The following is a 15,967-nucleotide window of genomic DNA, read 5'->3' on the forward strand; positions in this document are numbered from 1 at the left end:
CGAAGCCGTGCGCGATGATTAGTCGTCGTCGCGGTCGTGCCCACGGCCGTGGCCTTTGCCGTGGCCTTTGCCGTGGCCGCGGTCGTCGTCGCGGTCATCACGGTCGTACCGGCCTTCGCGGTAGCCTTCGCGGTACATTTTCTTGGCCTGGCCGGGGGGTAAGCCACGGCCCGGCCGCACTACTACCACGCGGCGGGGGTAGCGGTCGCGGTGCGCACCCACGTACACCCACGGCTCGCGGCCCCGGTAGTCGAGCACCACCGGGTGGAAGCTGCGCGGGTCGCGCCCATCAATCACGCCCACCGGAATCCACTGGCCGTTGCGGTTCACGATGTACTGCTGCGCGTTGAGGTCGTAGTAGCCGTCGATTTCGGGAATGTAGTAAAACTGCGTGCCCTGCGGCACGGGCGGCCCCCAGGCGGGCGTGCCCACGTTGATGTTGATATTGGCCTGGGCGTGGGCGGCCGGGGCCGTAGCCAGCACGGCTGCACCCAGCAGGGCCGCACTGAAGAGAGAGGGCAGGAATTTCATGATGTGAAGGGTTTTAAAAGCAGTAGGAATTAACCGGCTTGGCAAGGACGGTGCCAGTTGTTGGCACAGGCTACCGTGGCGGTAGAGCTAGTGCTTGCCTTTGCCGTGGCCTTTTTCTTTGTCCTTGCCCTTGCCTTCGTGTTTGTCGTAGTGCTTGTCGTAATGCTCTTCGGGATAATAGGCACCGTTGGCGGGCACTACCACGTAGCCTTTCTTGTACATTTTCTTGGCTTGGCCGGGGGGCATGCCGTAGGCGTTGCCATGCTTGGGGTATTTCACCTTGTACTCCTTGTAGCGCACCCAAGGCTGGGCCCCCACGTAATCGACCACCACGGGGTGGAAGTTGGCGGTGTTGTAGCCCGCGAGACTGCCCACGCGTACCCAGCGACCATCGCGCAGCACCACGTACTGGCGGGCGGGCACGTCGTAGAAGCCGTTGGTTTCGGGAATATAGTAATACTGCGCGCCGGCTGGCACGGCTGGCCCCCAGCTGGGCGGATTGATGTTGATGTTAATCTGGGCGTGGGCGGCCGGGGCCGCTGCGAGGGCCGCGCTGGCCAACAGGGCCGCGCAAAGCAGGGTGGGGAATCGTTTCATGAGGAAAAATTGAGCAAATGAATACATAGCCCGGCCGGATGCTTGTCCGGCCGGGCGCAGGGTTTATACTCGGTTTGGGCAGGCTGGTTGAGCGATGCCGGGCTAGTCGCGACCATGGCGGCGGCCGCCACCCTGGTCGTTGCCATTGCTGCCCTGGCCATTGCCGCTTTGGCCATTGCCAGTGCCTGCGTGGGCCTGGCCGCTGCCATAGCTACCCGAGCTATTGCCGTAGCCACCAGGCTGCGGTTGCTGAGGCTGCTGCTGTCCGCCGTAGCTGCCGCCGCGCGGACCGCCGCCATTGCCCGGGTATTGGGGCTGGCCCCCACGGGGGCCACTGCTGTAGCCTCCCCCGTACCCGTAGCCGTGGCCATCGTGGTCGCGGTCGTTGTAGCCGTGGTCGTCGCGGTCGTGGTCGTTGTAGCCGCGCCCACTGCCGTAGTAGCCGCCACGGGGATAGTTATTGCGGCCGTAACCGTTGCTATAGTAGCCATTGCGGTAGCCGCCACGGCCGTAGTTGCAATAGGGCTGGTAGGCATAGCGCTGGTGGTAATAGTCGCGCTGGCACCACGGCTCACGACCCCGGTAAGCAATAGCAACCGGATGAAACCGATAAGGGTCGTAGCCATAAAGCTGCGGCAGCGGCACCCAGTAGCCGTTGTCGTACACGAGGTACTGCTGCGCGTACAGGTCGTAGTAGCCGTCAATCTCGGGGATGTAGTAGTACTGCGTGCCGTAGGGAACCTGCGGCCCCCAGGCCGGTGCGCCGATATTGATATTTACTCCCACCTGGGCCTGGGCACTGGGAATGGCCAACAGGGCCAGCGCGCCCACCAGAGCAGCGCCGAAAAATTTTGCGAGGGGTTTCATGGTGGTTGAGATGGGAAGTGGGCCGGGGCACTAAGGCTGCCGTCATGGCCAGTTGCAAGGCTAGTGCCAAGATGAGGAACCGAGAAGTCGGCCGGGGAAATATTATTGTATTGCCCGCCGAAAGGAGGGCGGGGAAGATGAGTTTTTGCTGAAAACCTGCTGGTTACATCATGCTAATGGTGGTGCTATTCCTCGTTCCGGCAGCCTAAATCAGCGGCCGGCCAGCCCGCCGCCCGCACTTCGATGCCAACTACGGGCACAAACCGGCCGGCTGGCTTGTTACGCACCAACGCCCGGCCCGCTGGGCTGGCTAACGCGGCTGGCAATTTGCTTGTTTTCGTAGCCAGCGGGCTTCCTTCTTCCGTACCTTTACGCACTTATTCGCTGCGTTCCTGAATGGCCAAAAAATCCACCGCAACCCCGGTTGCCGAAGCTGTTAAAGCTCCGAAAATTGCTAAGAAGACTCCTGTTAAAACCGGCGCATCGGCTGCCGCTGCTGAAACGGCCGCCGCCGTGCGCGACCTCACCGAGCTGCCGGCCGCTGGCCCCGTTACCGGGCACGTGCACGGCCAGCTGAATGGCCACAGCCCCGCCTCGCAGCACCTGGAGGCGCAATACATTGAGGTGTACGGCGCGCGCGAGCACAACCTGAAAAACGTGAGCGTGAAGATTCCGCGCAACCGCTTGGTGGTGTTTACGGGCATTTCGGGCTCGGGCAAGAGCAGCCTGGCCTTCGATACGATTTATGCCGAGGGACAGCGGCGGTACATGGAGACGTTTTCGGCCTACGCCCGCTCGTTTATGGGCGGGCTGGAGCGGCCCGATGTGGACAAGATTGAAGGCCTGTCGCCGGTTATCAGCATCGAGCAGAAAACCACCTCGCGCAACCCGCGCTCCACGGTGGGCACCATCACGGAGATTTACGATTTCCTGCGCTTGTTATATGCCCGCACGGCCGAAGCCTTCAGCTACGCTACGGGCAAGAAGATGATTCGGCAGAGCGACGACCAGATTATCAACTATATCCTCAAGCACTTCGACGATAAAAAGCTCGTCGTGCTGGCACCCGTGGTGAAGGGCCGCAAAGGTCACTACCGCGAGGACTTTCAGAAGATTGCCAAGTTGGGCTTCACCAAAGTGCGGGTCGATGGCGAAATCATCGACATCACGCCCAAGATGCAGGTGGACCGCTACAAGATTCACGACATCGAAATTGTGATTGACCGGCTGCTGGTGAAGGAAGCGGACCGGTTCCGCCTCTCGGGCTCGGTGCAGAACGCGCTGGTGCACGGCAAGGGCACCATGCTGGTGCTCGACCCCGACGCTAAAAAAGCCGCGCCGCAGTTCTTCTCGCGCTTTTTGATGGACCCGGCCACCGGCATCGCCTACGACGACCCGGCCCCGAACACGTTCTCGTTCAACTCGCCCTACGGCGCGTGCCCCACCTGCAACGGCTTGGGCGAGGTGCAGGAAATTACGGAAGAAGCCGTGCTGCCCGACCGCAAGCTGAGCATCAGCCGGGGCGGCATCGCGCCGCTGGGCGAGTACCGTGACATCTGGATTTTCCAGCAGCTCCAGCTCATTCTCAAGAAGAACAAGGCCACGCTGAATACCCCCATTGAGAAGCTGCCCGAGGAGCTGCTGAAGCGCCTGCTGCACGGCATTTCGGAAGATGAAGCCGACAGCGGCAAGGGCATGTACAACGAGGTGTTCGAGGGCATTATCCCTTTCCTGCGCCGGCAGATGGATTCGGAGTCGGACAACATCCGGGAGTGGATTGCGCAGTACGCGCAGGCCCAGCCTTGCCCCGAGTGCCAGGGCTACCGCCTCAAAAAGGAGAGCCTGCACTTTAAAATGGACGGCAAAAACATCGGTGAGCTGTCGGTGATGGATTTGAACGACCTGGCCGCCTGGTTCGAGGGCTTGGAAAGTCGCCTGACCGACCGCCAGAACGTGATTGCCCGCGAGCTGCTCAAGGAAATCCGCAAGCGCATCGGCTTCCTGCTCGAAGTGGGCCTCGACTACCTGAACCTGCACCGCCCGGTGCGCACGCTGAGCGGCGGCGAAAGCCAGCGCATCCGCCTCGCCACCCAGATTGGCACCCAGCTCGTGGGCGTGCTCTACATCATGGACGAGCCCAGCATCGGCCTGCACCAGCGCGACAACGAGCGGCTCATCAAGGCCCTGCAGCATCTGCGCGACATCGGCAACTCCGTCATTGTGGTGGAGCACGACAAGGACATGATTCTGCACGCCGACCACGTGCTCGACATTGGCCCCGGCGCGGGCATCCACGGCGGCCACATTGTGGCCTCGGGTACGCCGCAGGAGATTTTCAACTCCGGCTCGCTCACCTCGCAATACCTCAGCGGGCAGAAGCACATCGAGATGCAGCGCAAGAAGCGCAAGGGCGAAGGCACCGAGCTGGTGCTAAAGGGTGCGAAGGGCAACAACCTGAAAAACGTGACCCTGAAAGTGCCCCTGGGCAAGCTGGTGGCCGTGACCGGCGTGTCCGGCTCGGGCAAGTCCACGCTCATCCACGACACGCTGTACCCGATTCTGAACCAGTATTTCTTCAACGCCAAGCGCGAGCCACTGGCTTACGGCAGCATTGAAGGGCTGGATTTGGTGGACAAGGTGATTGAGGTCGACCAGTCGCCCATCGGGCGCACGCCGCGCTCGAACCCTGCCACCTACACGGGCGTGTTCACCGAAATTCGCCAGCTGTTTGGCGAGATGGCAGAGGCCAAGATTCGCGGCTACGGGCCGGGGCGCTTCTCCTTCAACGTGAAGGGCGGGCGCTGCGAAACTTGTGAAGGTGCCGGCATCCGCACCATCGAAATGAACTTCCTGCCCGACGTGCACGTGCCCTGCGAAACCTGCAAAGGCCGCCGCTACAACCGCGAAACCCTGGAAGTACGCTTCAAGGGCAAGTCCATCACCGACATTCTCGATATGACGGTGGAGAAGGCCGTGGAGTTCTTCGAATACCAGCCCCGCATCCTGCGTAAAATCAAAACCTTGAACGAAGTGGGCCTCGGCTACCTCACCTTGGGTCAGCAGGCCACCACGCTCTCGGGCGGTGAGGCCCAGCGCGTGAAGCTGGCCACCGAGCTCAGCAAAAAAGACACCGGCAAGACCTTCTATATCCTCGACGAGCCCACCACCGGCCTGCACTTTGAGGATATTAACCACCTCGCCGACGTGCTTCAAAAGCTGGCCGATAAAGGCAATACCGTCCTCATCATCGAGCACAACCTCGACCTGATTAAGGTGGCCGACCACGTCATCGACATCGGCCCCGAGGGTGGCGCGGGCGGCGGCTTTATTGTCGCCCAAGGCACGCCCGAGCAGGTGGCCAAATCGGGCAAGGGCCACACGGCCCGCTTCCTGGCCGAGGAGCTGAAAACCAGCAAGTACGCTGCGGCCTAATATCAAGGCAGAATTGAGAAGCCAGAAAGCAGCGGCACCAGCATAAACCGATGGTGCCGCTGCTTTCTGGCTTCTTAGCGTTAATCAGAAGGCTTACTTCCGCTCGTCGGCGCGCTTGTACAGCTCTGCGGTTTGTTGCAGGTGGGCGCGCAGGTTGGGCAGCGACTGGGCGGCGAAAGCCCGGAGCTCGGCGTTGCTGAGCTGCGTGGCGGCGGCGGCGAAGCGCTGTACGTCGCGCTCATGGGCATCCTTCAGCGAGCGGAGATACTTTTTATCGAAGCCGAAGTATTTGCGGTCGTCCACGTCGTTGTAGTGGTCGCGGTCGTCTTCGCTCATCATTCGGGGCAGGGTAATATTGGCGCGGCCGGCGATGGCTGCCAGTTCCTGGTCCATCTTGGTGTGCTCGGTCTCGATGGTTTTGGCCCACTCTTTCACTTCCAGCGCAATAGCCTTTTGCTGGGCCAGTTTGCTGATGGCCACTTCGAGCTGGTTGCTACTGGAAGCGGCTACTGCGAAATCGGCATCGTAGTCGAGCCGGGCCTTCACCTGGGCGGGCGTTTCGATGGCGGCAGCCACCGATTCATTGCGGCGCTCGTTGGTTTTATTAGCTTGCTCCACGGCATCCTGCGTGCCAGAACAGGCCGTCAAACCAGCGATGGTAAAAGAAAGAAGGAGGATTTTGACTTGCTTTTTCATAAACGAACTATTGGGTGTGAAAGCCGGGCCACGTTGGGCCAGTCGGGGAATCTTACACTGTTCTTTACGAGCGCAAGCTGAAACAGCTAAAAAAAGCCGCTTCTGAGGCGGTTTTTTTTAGCTGTTGGGGGGTAAGTAGTCGCGCAAAGGCAACTTTAGCAAAAAGGCAGTCATGCGTGGGGGCTCAACCCCCATTTGTTTGGTTACGGCAGCTTGTCGGCCACGTCGGCAGCTTCTTTGGCGGCATCCAGCTGCTGCTCCACGGGGCCGTGGAATTTAGCCGCGAAGCCGCGAATGTCGCCATCGTAGGCATCATCGCTCATATCGTCGAAGTTGTCCTCGTCCTGCTTCTGGGCTTTCACCAGCAGGGCCATCAGCTGCTTGTCGAGCTGCGCGCCGGTTTGGGTGCTGGCCTCGTGGTAGGCTTCCTGCTCGTCGCCGCCGAGCGCGGCGGGCACCGTCAGGCCTTTGGCAGTAGCCAGGGCGCGTAGCGTGGCCAATAGCTCCAGCCGCTGCGGCACCAGGCGGGCCCCATAGCTGCGGACGGCCGGCGCGGTGGCGCGGGCCTGTGCCAGCTTGCCCAGCTCCACTTCGAGCAGGGCGTTGCTGGTGCTTTCGACGAGAAATTCGGCATCGGCCTCCTGCTTTTTGGTAATGTCGGCCGTGTCGATTTTCTTCTCGTTCTGGGTCATGGCCGTGTCCACGGCATCAGCATTGGAGCCGTTGCCCGAGCAGTTGCTGAGGAGGGGCAGGGCTAGCAGCAGCAGCCAGAATAGCTGGCGGGGCAGAGGCGTATAATTCAGGGAAATAGGCATGGGCGAACCGGGGGCGTCTGGCTCCTTTGGCCGGGCGTGCAGGCTATACGGCCGGCCGAAACCGAGGTTTGGCCGAAACCGGCGCAATATTTTTTTTGGCTGCTTAAACCCGGCGCTATCTTCCGCTTCCAACCGGCCACAAACGCAGTACTCCGTTCGGTTTCTCACTTCATTCTCCACCTATTTTTCACGTCTCGTTATGCGTACCGCCACTCTCCGTTCCTTCGCCCTGGCCTGCTTGACAAGCGCCGCCCTGCTCACCACCAGCTGCAACCGCAACAACGACGCCACCCCCACCGACGACATCACCACGGCCGAAGACCGCACCGACGATAACTCCGAAACGGCCATGAGCTCGGAAGCCATGCAGATGGCTGGCCCTACCGACGCCCAGGTTCAGGGTTCGCCCAATATCATCACCGATGCCGAATTCCGCGCCCGCTTCGGTAGCTGCGCCACCCGCAGCTACGACTTCGCCAACAAAACCCTCACCATCGATTTCGGCCCCACCAACTGCCTGTGCGCCGATGGCCGCTACCGCCGCGGTAAGATTATGGTGCGCTTCACTACCGACGTGAATCGGCGCACGGCCGGTGCCGTGGTTACCCGCGAAGCGTACTTCGTGAACGACAACCAGCACACTGCTACCCGCACCTTCACCGACATAGGCAGCGGCTCGTTTACCGTCGATGTCACCAACGCCAGCATCATCCGCGCCAACAACGGCGGCACCCACTCCTGGACGGCCAACTGGACCTTCACCCGCACCGCCGGCTTTGGCACCCCGCAGGTTGCCGACGACATCTACAGTGTAACCGGCTCGGCTACCGGCACCAACCGCAAAAACGTGGGCTACTCCGCCACCATCCAGAACCCGCTCATCAAGCGCGCCGACTGCCCCAAGTATTTTGTGCAGGGTACCACACTCATCACCAATACCAACAGCAAGGCGATGACGCTTGACTACGGCACCGGCACCTGCGACAACGTGGCCACCGTTACCGTGAACGGCCACACCCGCACCATTCAGCTGCGTTAATTTTCGCGCCCTTTTCTCTGCGAAAGCAAAAGAGCCGCCTATGCAAGGGCGGCTCTTTTTGTTCATGCCAGCATGAACGGCTGCCGGGTGGCAGTCGACAGTAAGGAGTTATTCTCCTTTAAAAACCGGCTTGCGCTTCTCGCTGAAGGCCTTCACGCCTTCAAAGTAGTCGGCTGATTCGCCGGCAATCTGCTGGCAGTGGGCTTCGTAGTCGAGCATCTCATCGAGCGTGGCCGCGCCGGCCTTGTTCAGCATTTGCTTGATGAGGCCGATGGATTTGGTAGGCGCGGCGGCGTAGCGGCCGGCCAGGGCATAAGTAGCCTCGTCAAGCTGTTCGGGGGCCACCACCTGGTTCACCAGGCCCAGCCGCAGGGCCTCCTCGGCGGGCACTTTCGAGCCCAGGCTGCACAGTTCAAAGGCTTTGAGCGTGCCCACCAGCCGCGGCAGAAACCACGACGAGCCCGAATCGGGCACCAGCCCAATGTTCACGAACACTTCAATCAGCGAAGCTTCGGTGCTGGCCACCAGCGCATCGCAAGCCAGCGCCAGCGAGCACCCCGCGCCCGCCGCCACGCCGTTGATGCGTCCGATAATGGGCTTGGGCAGCGCCCGCATGGCCCGGATGATGGGGTTGTAGCGCTTGTGCAGCGAGTCGTAGAACGAGCGTTTTTCCGCGCCTTGCGCCGCCTTCAAATCCTGGCCCGAGCAGAAGGCCCGGCCCGCGCCCGTGAGCACCACGGCCCGCACGCTGGCATCGCGCGCCACCTGCTTCAGGGCATCCTGCAGCTCGTAGCTCAGCGGGTCGTTGAAGGCGTTGAACACCTCCGGGCGGTTCAGGGTGATGGTGGCTACGCCGTCGGGGCGCACGTCGTAGAGCAGGCTGGTGTATTCCATAAGCTTGTAGCACGTGCTTTAGCTTGTGCCGGAGTGGTGAAGTCGAAGTGAAAATATGTCGTGCAAATAACGCACAGGCCAAAGCATGTACTACGCTCCCAGCAGTGCCTCGGCCACCAGCAAATCCTCCGGCGTGGTAATTTTCAGGTTGCGGTAGTCGCCCTCCACCAGCTGCACGCGGCACAGGTCGTCGACCACCGTGGCATCGTCGGTGAAGGTGGCCAGCTCGGGCATGGCGTAGGCGCGGCGCAATAGGTCGATTTCAAACGTCTGCGGGGTCTGCATCAGGCGCAGGCGACTGCGGTTTTGCGCGGCCGAGCCCTGCGGCGATACCAGCCGTACCGAGTCCTTGGGTAGCACGGCGGCGGCGGCGGCGGCGTGGGTGGCGGCCGCCGCATAGGTGCGCTCTACCACCGCGCGGGGCACGAGCGGGCGCACACCATCGTGCACCGCCACCAAGCCTTCGAAATGTTCGCCCAAGGCGGCCAGACCGGCTTTTACCGAAGCCCAGCGCGAGGCCCCGCCCGCCACCAGCCGGTGCGGAATAGTCACGCTGAACTCGGCACACAGGGCCTGCCAGGTGTCGAGCTGGTCTGCAGGCAGTACCACCACCAACTCGGTCACGCGCAACGCCGGCTCGGCAAAGCGGCGGAGCGTGTGCAGCAGCACCGGCTCGCCACGCAACAGCAGAAACTGCTTGGGCCGGTCGGCCCCCATGCGGGTGCCGCTGCCGCCCGCTACCAGAATGGCGAACCGGGGAACGCCGCTGCCGGGCGCATGCGGTGGGAGTGGAGGAGGAGTGGCTGGGGAGGAGGAACGGGGTTTCATGGCCGCGAAGATGCCTAAAAAACAACGCCGGTGGTCCTCTACGGGCCACCGGCGCTAAAAAAAGCATTTGCTACGAGGCGTAAACTACAGAATCAGCATCGCGTCGCCGTAGCTGAAAAATTTATATTTCTCCTTGATGGCCTGCTTGTAGGCCTCCATCAGCAGCGGGTAGCCGGCAAAGGCCGCCGCCAGCATGATGAGCGTGCTCTCCGGCATGTGGAAGTTGGTGAGCAGGCAGTTGGCAATCTTAAAATCGTGGGGCGGGAAGATGAACCGGTCAATCCAGCCCTGCGTGGGTTTCATGCGGGCGTTGGCCGAAACCGACGCCTCCATGGCGCGAACGGTGGTGGTACCCACGGCGCATACTTTGCGCTTGGCGTCGAGGGCCTTGTTCACCACGGCGCAGGCCGGGGCCGTCACGATGAAGTTCTCAGAGTCCATCTTGTGCTTGGTCAGGTCTTCCACATCTACCGTGCGGAAGGTGCCCAGGCCCACGTGCAGCGTCACAAACGCCGGCTCAATGCCTTTGATTTCCATGCGCTTCATCACCTCGCGGGTGAAGTGCAGGCCGGCCGACGGGGCCGCCACCGCGCCAATATGCTCGGCATAAATGGTCTGGTACCGCTCCTTGTCAGCAGGCTCGGTTTCGCGGTTGATAACTTCCTTCGGAATCGGGGTTTCGCCCAACTCGTACAACGCCTTGCGGAACTCCTCGTCGGTGCCATCAAACAAAAACTTGATGGTCCGGCCGCGCGAAGTCGTGTTGTCAATTACTTCGGCCACCATGTCCGACTCGCCGAAGTACAGCTTGTTGCCGACGCGAATCTTGCGGGCCGGGTCCACCAGCACGTCCCACAGGCGCAACTCCTTGTTCAGCTCGCGCAGCAGGAAAACTTCAATCTTAGCCCCGGTTTTCTCCTTGTTGCCATACAGGCGGGCCGGAAAAACCTTCGTGTCGTTGAACGCAAATACGTCGCCCTCGTCGAAATAATCGAGGATATCCTTAAAGTTACGGTGCTCAATCTGGCCAGTCGCGCGGTGCACCACCATTAGGCGGCTTTCGTCGCGGTTGCGGGCGGGGTGCAGGGCCACCAGCTCTTCAGGGAGTTCAAATTTGAACTCGTGCAATTTCATTGCCATAGGGCTGTATTTAGGGAATATACGGAAATTTGGGGAGGCAAAAGTACGGCTTTTATTTGGAATTTGTTGTTTTTTGTGATTGGCCCATTTGCCCCACCGGGGCGCGGGCGCAACTTTCCGGCCCAACCCCGTCTTTTGCACCATGCTCACGCTCCGCCTCACCTTCGAAAGCTTTCTTTTTGCCTGGGATGCCCTCAAATCCAACCTGCTGCGTACGATACTGTCGCTGCTCGGCGTCACGGTGGGTATCTTTTCCATCATCGCCGTTTTCACCATCGTCGATTCGCTGGAAGCCAACATCCGCAGCAGCCTCGATTTTGTGGGCGACAAAGTTATTTCCGTTCAGAAGTGGCCGCTCGAATTCGGGCCCGACTACCCGTGGTGGAAATACTTTAACCGGCCCAATCCATCGCCGCGCGAGTTTCAGCAGCTGCGTCGCCGTCTAAGTGATAACAACAAAGGCGTGGCCATTGTCGCGGCTAAAAGTGGGAACACCTTTAAATCTGGCTCCAATTCGGTGGCCGACTGCGTGTTGCAAGGCGTGAGTTACGATTTCCGCGCCGTGAACACCGTGGCGCTGCGCGAAGGCCGCTACTTTACGCAGCAGGAGATGGACGCGGCCCGGCCGGTAGCCATCGTTGGGGCCACCATCGCCGAAAACCTGTTTCCTAACGGTGGCGCGCTGGGCGGGCAGTTCAAAGCCCGTGGCCAAAACTTCACCATCATCGGCGTGATGCCCAAGGAAGGCAAAAAGCTCATCACTATTTCCAGTAATGATGCGAACTGCCTCATTCCTTTCAACCTGTTTATCAAGTTTTTTGCCCTGAGCACGACGGGCTTCGGCGGTGGGCCCGCTGCCACGCTGGTGGTGAAGGGACGCGATGAAGACCCTGGCCTGCTCGACTTGGAATACGAGATGCGCGGCGTGATGCGCAACATTCGCGGCCTGAAGCCCCGCGAAGTCGACGACTTCGCGCTCAACCGCCCCGAGATGATTGCCTCGGCAGTCGGTAAGTTTTTTGGGGTAATTGGCATCGTGGGCGGCATCATCGGCTCGTTTGCCATTTTGGTGGGCGGCTTTGGCATCGCCAACATCATGTTTGTGAGCGTGCGCGAGCGCACCAACATCATCGGTATTCAGAAATCGCTGGGGGCGAAAAACTACTTCATCCTGTTTCAATTTTTGTTTGAAGCCGTCTTTCTGTGTCTCATTGGCGGGGCCGCCGGCTTGGTGCTGGTGTGGCTGGTAACGCTGGTGCCGCAGGATGCGCTACCGCTCACCATGTCGGTGGCGCGGGTGGTGTTGGGGCTACTTATTTCGGTGGGCATCGGCATCGTGGCTGGCATCGTGCCGGCCGTGCTGGCCGCCAACCTCGACCCCGTAATCGCCATCCGGGCCAAGTAAACAGTCGTTCTACATCCTTTATCTGCTAACTACCGACGCTGCTGCATGACGCTGCCCCCCTTCCTGAGTTACGAAATCCTGGGCAACACCCTGAGCCAATACCTGGTTGCCGCGCTTATTATACTGGCCGGCGGCGTGTTTCGCCGGCTGCTGTCGCGGCTGCTCAGCAAGTTGCTGTTCTCCTTCGCCAAGCGCTACGCGGCCGGCGTGAGCGTGGAAGAGCTACACAGCCTGCTCATCCAGCCGCTCTCGACGCTGCTGCTGCTCGTCACGCTTCAGATTGCCGGGGCCACGCTCACTTACCCGCACAGCCTGCTGGCCCGGCCCGGCCAGATTCCGTGGCATGAGGTGCTGCTGGGGCGGCTGCTGGCGCTGGGCTTCATCATTGCCGCCGCGCGGGTAGCCTTGCGGCTAGTCGATTTTGCCCTGCTGGTGATGCACCGGCGGGCCCTGCTACGCAGCCAAATCGGCCCTACGCGCCTCGACAATCAGTTTCTGCCCTTCGCCAAGGATTTGCTCAAGGTGTTGCTCATCATCATCGCCTTGCTGGTGGCTCTGGGGCAGGTGTTTGGGGTGAATGTAACGGCCCTCATCGGCGGCCTGGGCATTGGCGGGCTGGCCGTAGCTTTCGCGGCCAAGGAAAGCCTCGAAAACCTCATCGCCTCGTTCACCATCTTCCTCGACCAGCCCTTCGGCGTGGGCGACCTCGTGACGGCCGGCGACGTGAGCGGCACCGTCGAGAAAATTGGTTTCCGCAGCACCCGCCTGCGCACGGCCGAGAAAAGCTACGTGACCGTACCCAACAAGAGCATGATTGACAAGCCCCTCGACAACCTCTCGCTGCGCACTTCGCGCCGGGTGGGCTTCACCCTCATCTTCGACCAAAAAACGACCAGTGCCCAACTGCACGCCATTATTGCCGGGGCCGTAGCCGGCATCAAGGCCCATCCCCTCGTGACGCAGGACGTGCAGATGAAATTTAGTGCCCTCACCCTGGCCGGCAAGGAAGTAACGGTGCAGTATTTCGTCGAAACCACCAGCTACGATGACTACCTCAACGTGAAGGAAGACCTCAACTATTGCATCGTGGAGGTAGTGGAGCGCGAAGGGGGCAACCTGGCCGGCGCGCCGGTACCCGTAGTCGCCGCGTCCGGAGCCTGATGCTGCTGCCCCGGCACGTCGGCTGCTGACTGCGACAAAAAAAAGCCCCTCCGGTAAGGAGGGGCCTTTTTTGTTGAAGCTACGAATGGCCCGGCACCTAGCGCCCGCCACCCAGCAGGCCGCCGAGCAACGAGCCCATGCCGCCGCCCATCAGGCCGCCCAGGCCGCCGCCGCCCGAGCTGGCCGAACGCTGGTTGGGCTGGCCACCCAGGCCACCCAGCACCGACATGATGGAACCCAGCCCGCCGCTGCCAATGGCCGACTGCTGCTGCGGCACGTTGGCCCCGGCACCACCGCCCATTACGTTGCCGAGCAGGCCGCCCAGCAGGCCGCCCATGCCGCTTTGGGCCGCACCGCCCAGCAGGCCGCCCAGTCCGCCGCTAAGCAGGCCCCCCAGGCCACCGCCCGAGCTGCTTTGGTCGCCGTAGCCATCGTTCGTGTTGGCGTTGGCGTTCGAGCCGCCGCCGCCCAGCACTTTCGACAGCACCATGGGCGCTACCACGCCGAGCAGGCCGGCCATCAGCGCGCCTTTCGGGATGCCGACGTTGGAGAGCTTGTCGCCGATGCTGCTAAGGAAGCCCTCTTTGGCGGGGTCCTGCGGGTTGTGGGCAACAGTGGCGGCCTGGTCGACCACGGTTTCGAGGGTTTGCTGCTGTTGCTGGTTGATGCCCAGGTACTGCGACATCTTGTCCACCATGGCTTCCTCGTCGTTCGAGTAAGCGCCATCGGCGCGCGAAAAGCTGATAAGGTCGGTAACGAGCGAATAGCGCAGGTCGCTGCCCTTCAGCACATCGAGGTGCTGCTGAATGCTTTCGTTGCTGGGGTCGTTGGCAGCCGCCACTACCTGTTGCGTCGCGCTGGCCGACAGGCCGGCCTGCTGGGACAATGCCTGCAGAAACTGGCCTTCAGCCGGCGAGGCCTGGCGGTCGGCAGTAGCGAGGCTGGCAATGGCGCTCAGGTAAGCGGTTTTTTCGTCTTCCGAATAATTTTGGAGCAGTTGCGTGTTCATGGGGCAAAAAGAAGGGGGTGAGAAGTTGGTACGCACCGTTAACGGTAGCCTGCCAATTCCGTTGTCTGGCCACGGATTGAGCCGTCTGCGGGAAGCTTTTGAAGTTTTTTGAAAAAAAATTCTGCGCCTGAAAATGAAATTGTTGAGCCCATTTAACGGGTGGAATAGGCGTGCCTGGGGCAGCGTTGAGTTTACCCGGTTTGGCATTTCCAGAAACAACCCCCATCTTTGCAATCCGAAACGGCAGCAATGCCACCCGGGGGATTAGCTCAGCTGGTTCAGAGCATCTGCCTTACAAGCAGAGGGTCACTGGTTCGAACCCAGTATCCCCCACGTTGAAAGACAGTCACTTAGCCCACAAACTAGGTAGCTGTTTTATTTTTGGTTTAAACGATGGTTTAAACAAATCCGGGAGGTTAGCTCAGTTGGTTTAGAGCGCTTGCTTCACACGCCAGAGGTCGAAGGTTCGAATCCTTTACTTCCCACCAGAAACGAAATGCCCCCGGTTTTTTAACCGGGGGCATTTCGTTTTTAGGGCCAGCAGCCTATGCCTATCCGGTGGCCGCGGCCACCATTCGGTCCGCTGCCGGGTGCGTTGGCGCAGTGCCAGCCGGGATTGGTGAAATTGCCGGCAGCAGATGTCCCGGGCTGGGTAACTTTAGGGATTATCCGCGCACCACGCCCGGGCTGTAGCGACCCTGCGGCCTGGGTTATTGGAACGCTCCTCTACTCACCAAACCTATTTGCCGGAGGCCCCTTTCGCGCCAGTACCGTTGGCTTCACGCTACGTGCCCGCCTACCTGCTGGCCCGCAATCAGTCGGTGCGCCGGCCCAAATCCGTTGCAAGAACCAGCGACCGATGCCTGCCTACCCAGCGGCCAGCTCAAGTACAGCTGACTCCCGCTACGCCTCGGCCGCTTGTGTGCGTAGTTGGATTGCTGAGTAGTTGCTAACCAGTTACGCATGGCGAACCGCCGTGCACCAGCACCTTGAGGCTGGTAAACCAGCAAGCAGCACCGGGAAAGTGAAGCGGTTTTCTGGACATTCAGCAATGCTCACCATGTCGCGTTCTGCTATCTCGAATGCTGACTTGAAGTCCGTGCCTTGTATCAGGAGGATACTGTATCCCGATGCGTGGTAGCAGCTACAAAATTGGCCGGGTGGCGGGCAAAAAGCTTTGCCAGTTGAGCAGAAAGGGGCGGTAAGGGCTGGCGCGCCAGCGCGTTCATTTACATAAGAACTAATTGAATATATTTTTGTTAATTTATTATTAAACATAAATATTATTGGCTACATTTATAAAAAAAATTTGAATTGTTATGGAAACGGCTTTCCCCTTCTTCAGCAATCATCCCGACGATGCTGGCTCCGCCATCTACCACACGCACCCCCGGTGCCGGGTGGCCCAGCAAATACCGGCAGAAGTGCGAGCGGCGGGCACGGGAGAAAACCGGGGAGAATGTCCGTTTTGCTTTTTGCTGGCGCAGTTCCAGGCCAACCGGGGATTGCGGGGGCCTCTGCCAATGGGCGGGTCTCCGCCACGAGGAGTAAGC

Annotated in this window: 13 protein-coding genes and 2 tRNA genes; 6 read left to right on the top strand and 9 right to left on the bottom strand. The window is 60.7% G+C overall.

The annotated features are described in order from the left end of the window. Positions 1-18 precede the first annotated feature (18 nt). The 3 genes from ABIB44_RS11855 to ABIB44_RS11865 form a co-directional block, all read right to left on the bottom strand. Positions 19-531 carry a hypothetical protein gene (locus ABIB44_RS11855; protein WP_354584881.1) on the bottom strand — a complete coding sequence of 171 codons (513 nt, stop codon included), beginning with the start codon at positions 529-531 and terminating at the stop codon, positions 19-21. Positions 532-618: 87 nt separating this feature from the next. Continuing rightward, entirely contained in the window at positions 619-1,128 is a 510-nt protein-coding gene (locus ABIB44_RS11860; protein WP_354584882.1) for a hypothetical protein, read from the bottom strand. A gap of 102 nt (positions 1,129-1,230) precedes the next feature. Next, positions 1,231-1,995 carry a hypothetical protein gene (locus tag ABIB44_RS11865; protein ID WP_354584883.1) on the bottom strand — a complete coding sequence of 255 codons (765 nt, stop codon included), beginning with the start codon at positions 1,993-1,995 and terminating at the stop codon, positions 1,231-1,233. Positions 1,996-2,391: 396 nt separating this feature from the next. Here ABIB44_RS11865 and uvrA point away from each other — a divergent pair, with 396 nt between their 5' ends. Continuing rightward, the gene (gene uvrA, locus ABIB44_RS11870; protein ID WP_354584884.1) at positions 2,392-5,427 is read left to right on the top strand and encodes an excinuclease ABC subunit UvrA; all 3,036 of its coding nucleotides are present in this window, start codon (positions 2,392-2,394) and stop codon (positions 5,425-5,427) included. Between the two features lie 93 nt (positions 5,428-5,520). Here uvrA and ABIB44_RS11875 read toward each other — a convergent pair whose 3' ends face one another. Both ABIB44_RS11875 and ABIB44_RS11880 read right to left on the bottom strand, forming a co-directional pair. Further along, positions 5,521-6,075: a DUF4142 domain-containing protein gene (locus ABIB44_RS11875; protein WP_354584885.1), complete on the bottom strand. Its 555-nt coding sequence runs from the start codon at positions 6,073-6,075 to the stop codon at positions 5,521-5,523. 251 nt (positions 6,076-6,326) lie between these two features. After that, positions 6,327-6,938: a DUF4142 domain-containing protein gene (locus ABIB44_RS11880; protein ID WP_354584886.1), complete on the bottom strand. Its 612-nt coding sequence runs from the start codon at positions 6,936-6,938 to the stop codon at positions 6,327-6,329. Positions 6,939-7,137: 199 nt separating this feature from the next. Here ABIB44_RS11880 and ABIB44_RS11885 point away from each other — a divergent pair, with 199 nt between their 5' ends. Next, positions 7,138-7,977 carry a hypothetical protein gene (locus ABIB44_RS11885; RefSeq protein WP_354584887.1) on the top strand — a complete coding sequence of 280 codons (840 nt, stop codon included), beginning with the start codon at positions 7,138-7,140 and terminating at the stop codon, positions 7,975-7,977. Between the two features lie 108 nt (positions 7,978-8,085). Here ABIB44_RS11885 and ABIB44_RS11890 read toward each other — a convergent pair whose 3' ends face one another. The 3 genes from ABIB44_RS11890 to queA form a co-directional block, all read right to left on the bottom strand. Then, complete coding sequence (locus ABIB44_RS11890) at positions 8,086-8,871, bottom strand: enoyl-CoA hydratase-related protein (protein WP_354584888.1); 786 nt, start codon at positions 8,869-8,871, stop codon at positions 8,086-8,088. A gap of 90 nt (positions 8,872-8,961) precedes the next feature. Beyond that, positions 8,962-9,699 carry a 2-C-methyl-D-erythritol 4-phosphate cytidylyltransferase gene (locus tag ABIB44_RS11895; protein ID WP_354584889.1) on the bottom strand — a complete coding sequence of 246 codons (738 nt, stop codon included), beginning with the start codon at positions 9,697-9,699 and terminating at the stop codon, positions 8,962-8,964. Positions 9,700-9,783: 84 nt separating this feature from the next. After that, positions 9,784-10,833, bottom strand: coding sequence for a tRNA preQ1(34) S-adenosylmethionine ribosyltransferase-isomerase QueA (queA, locus tag ABIB44_RS11900; RefSeq protein ID WP_354585093.1), 1,050 nt, complete (start codon positions 10,831-10,833; stop codon positions 9,784-9,786). A 148-nt stretch (positions 10,834-10,981) separates the two neighbouring features. On the opposite strand from queA, the gene ABIB44_RS11905 reads away from it, so the two are divergent. Both ABIB44_RS11905 and ABIB44_RS11910 read left to right on the top strand, forming a co-directional pair. Further along, positions 10,982-12,244, top strand: coding sequence for an ABC transporter permease (locus tag ABIB44_RS11905; RefSeq protein ID WP_354584890.1), 1,263 nt, complete (start codon positions 10,982-10,984; stop codon positions 12,242-12,244). A gap of 45 nt (positions 12,245-12,289) precedes the next feature. Continuing rightward, positions 12,290-13,405, top strand: coding sequence for a mechanosensitive ion channel family protein (locus tag ABIB44_RS11910; protein WP_354584891.1), 1,116 nt, complete (start codon positions 12,290-12,292; stop codon positions 13,403-13,405). A gap of 97 nt (positions 13,406-13,502) precedes the next feature. Here ABIB44_RS11910 and ABIB44_RS11915 read toward each other — a convergent pair whose 3' ends face one another. Beyond that, positions 13,503-14,414 carry a TerB family tellurite resistance protein gene (locus tag ABIB44_RS11915; protein ID WP_354584892.1) on the bottom strand — a complete coding sequence of 304 codons (912 nt, stop codon included), beginning with the start codon at positions 14,412-14,414 and terminating at the stop codon, positions 13,503-13,505. A gap of 258 nt (positions 14,415-14,672) precedes the next feature. On the opposite strand from ABIB44_RS11915, the gene ABIB44_RS11920 reads away from it, so the two are divergent. Further along, positions 14,673-14,747: transfer RNA gene (locus ABIB44_RS11920), tRNA-Val, on the top strand. A 77-nt stretch (positions 14,748-14,824) separates the two neighbouring features. Continuing rightward, a tRNA-Val gene (locus ABIB44_RS11925) sits at positions 14,825-14,902 on the top strand. Positions 14,903-15,967 lie beyond the last annotated feature (1,065 nt).

The sequence above is a fragment of the Hymenobacter sp. UYCo722 genome, from assembly GCF_040547115.1.
Taxonomy (GTDB): Bacteria; Bacteroidota; Bacteroidia; order Cytophagales; family Hymenobacteraceae; genus Hymenobacter.

What these genes read in the sequence shown, in the direction of transcription:
- ABIB44_RS11855 (WP_354584881.1), bottom strand. Translation starts at nt 531, where the DNA reads ATGAAATTCCTGCCCTCTCTCTTCAGTGCGGCCCTGCTGGGTGCAGCC.
- ABIB44_RS11860 (WP_354584882.1), bottom strand. Translation starts at nt 1,128, where the DNA reads ATGAAACGATTCCCCACCCTGCTTTGCGCGGCCCTGTTGGCCAGCGCG.
- ABIB44_RS11865 (WP_354584883.1), bottom strand. Translation starts at nt 1,995, where the DNA reads ATGAAACCCCTCGCAAAATTTTTCGGCGCTGCTCTGGTGGGCGCGCTG.
- uvrA (WP_354584884.1), top strand. Translation starts at nt 2,392, where the DNA reads ATGGCCAAAAAATCCACCGCAACCCCGGTTGCCGAAGCTGTTAAAGCT.
- ABIB44_RS11880 (WP_354584886.1), bottom strand. Translation starts at nt 6,938, where the DNA reads ATGCCTATTTCCCTGAATTATACGCCTCTGCCCCGCCAGCTATTCTGG.
- ABIB44_RS11885 (WP_354584887.1), top strand. Translation starts at nt 7,138, where the DNA reads ATGCGTACCGCCACTCTCCGTTCCTTCGCCCTGGCCTGCTTGACAAGC.
- ABIB44_RS11890 (WP_354584888.1), bottom strand. Translation starts at nt 8,871, where the DNA reads ATGGAATACACCAGCCTGCTCTACGACGTGCGCCCCGACGGCGTAGCC.
- ABIB44_RS11895 (WP_354584889.1), bottom strand. Translation starts at nt 9,699, where the DNA reads ATGAAACCCCGTTCCTCCTCCCCAGCCACTCCTCCTCCACTCCCACCG.
- queA (WP_354585093.1), bottom strand. Translation starts at nt 10,833, where the DNA reads ATGAAATTGCACGAGTTCAAATTTGAACTCCCTGAAGAGCTGGTGGCC.
- ABIB44_RS11905 (WP_354584890.1), top strand. Translation starts at nt 10,982, where the DNA reads ATGCTCACGCTCCGCCTCACCTTCGAAAGCTTTCTTTTTGCCTGGGAT.
- ABIB44_RS11910 (WP_354584891.1), top strand. Translation starts at nt 12,290, where the DNA reads ATGACGCTGCCCCCCTTCCTGAGTTACGAAATCCTGGGCAACACCCTG.
- ABIB44_RS11915 (WP_354584892.1), bottom strand. Translation starts at nt 14,414, where the DNA reads ATGAACACGCAACTGCTCCAAAATTATTCGGAAGACGAAAAAACCGCT.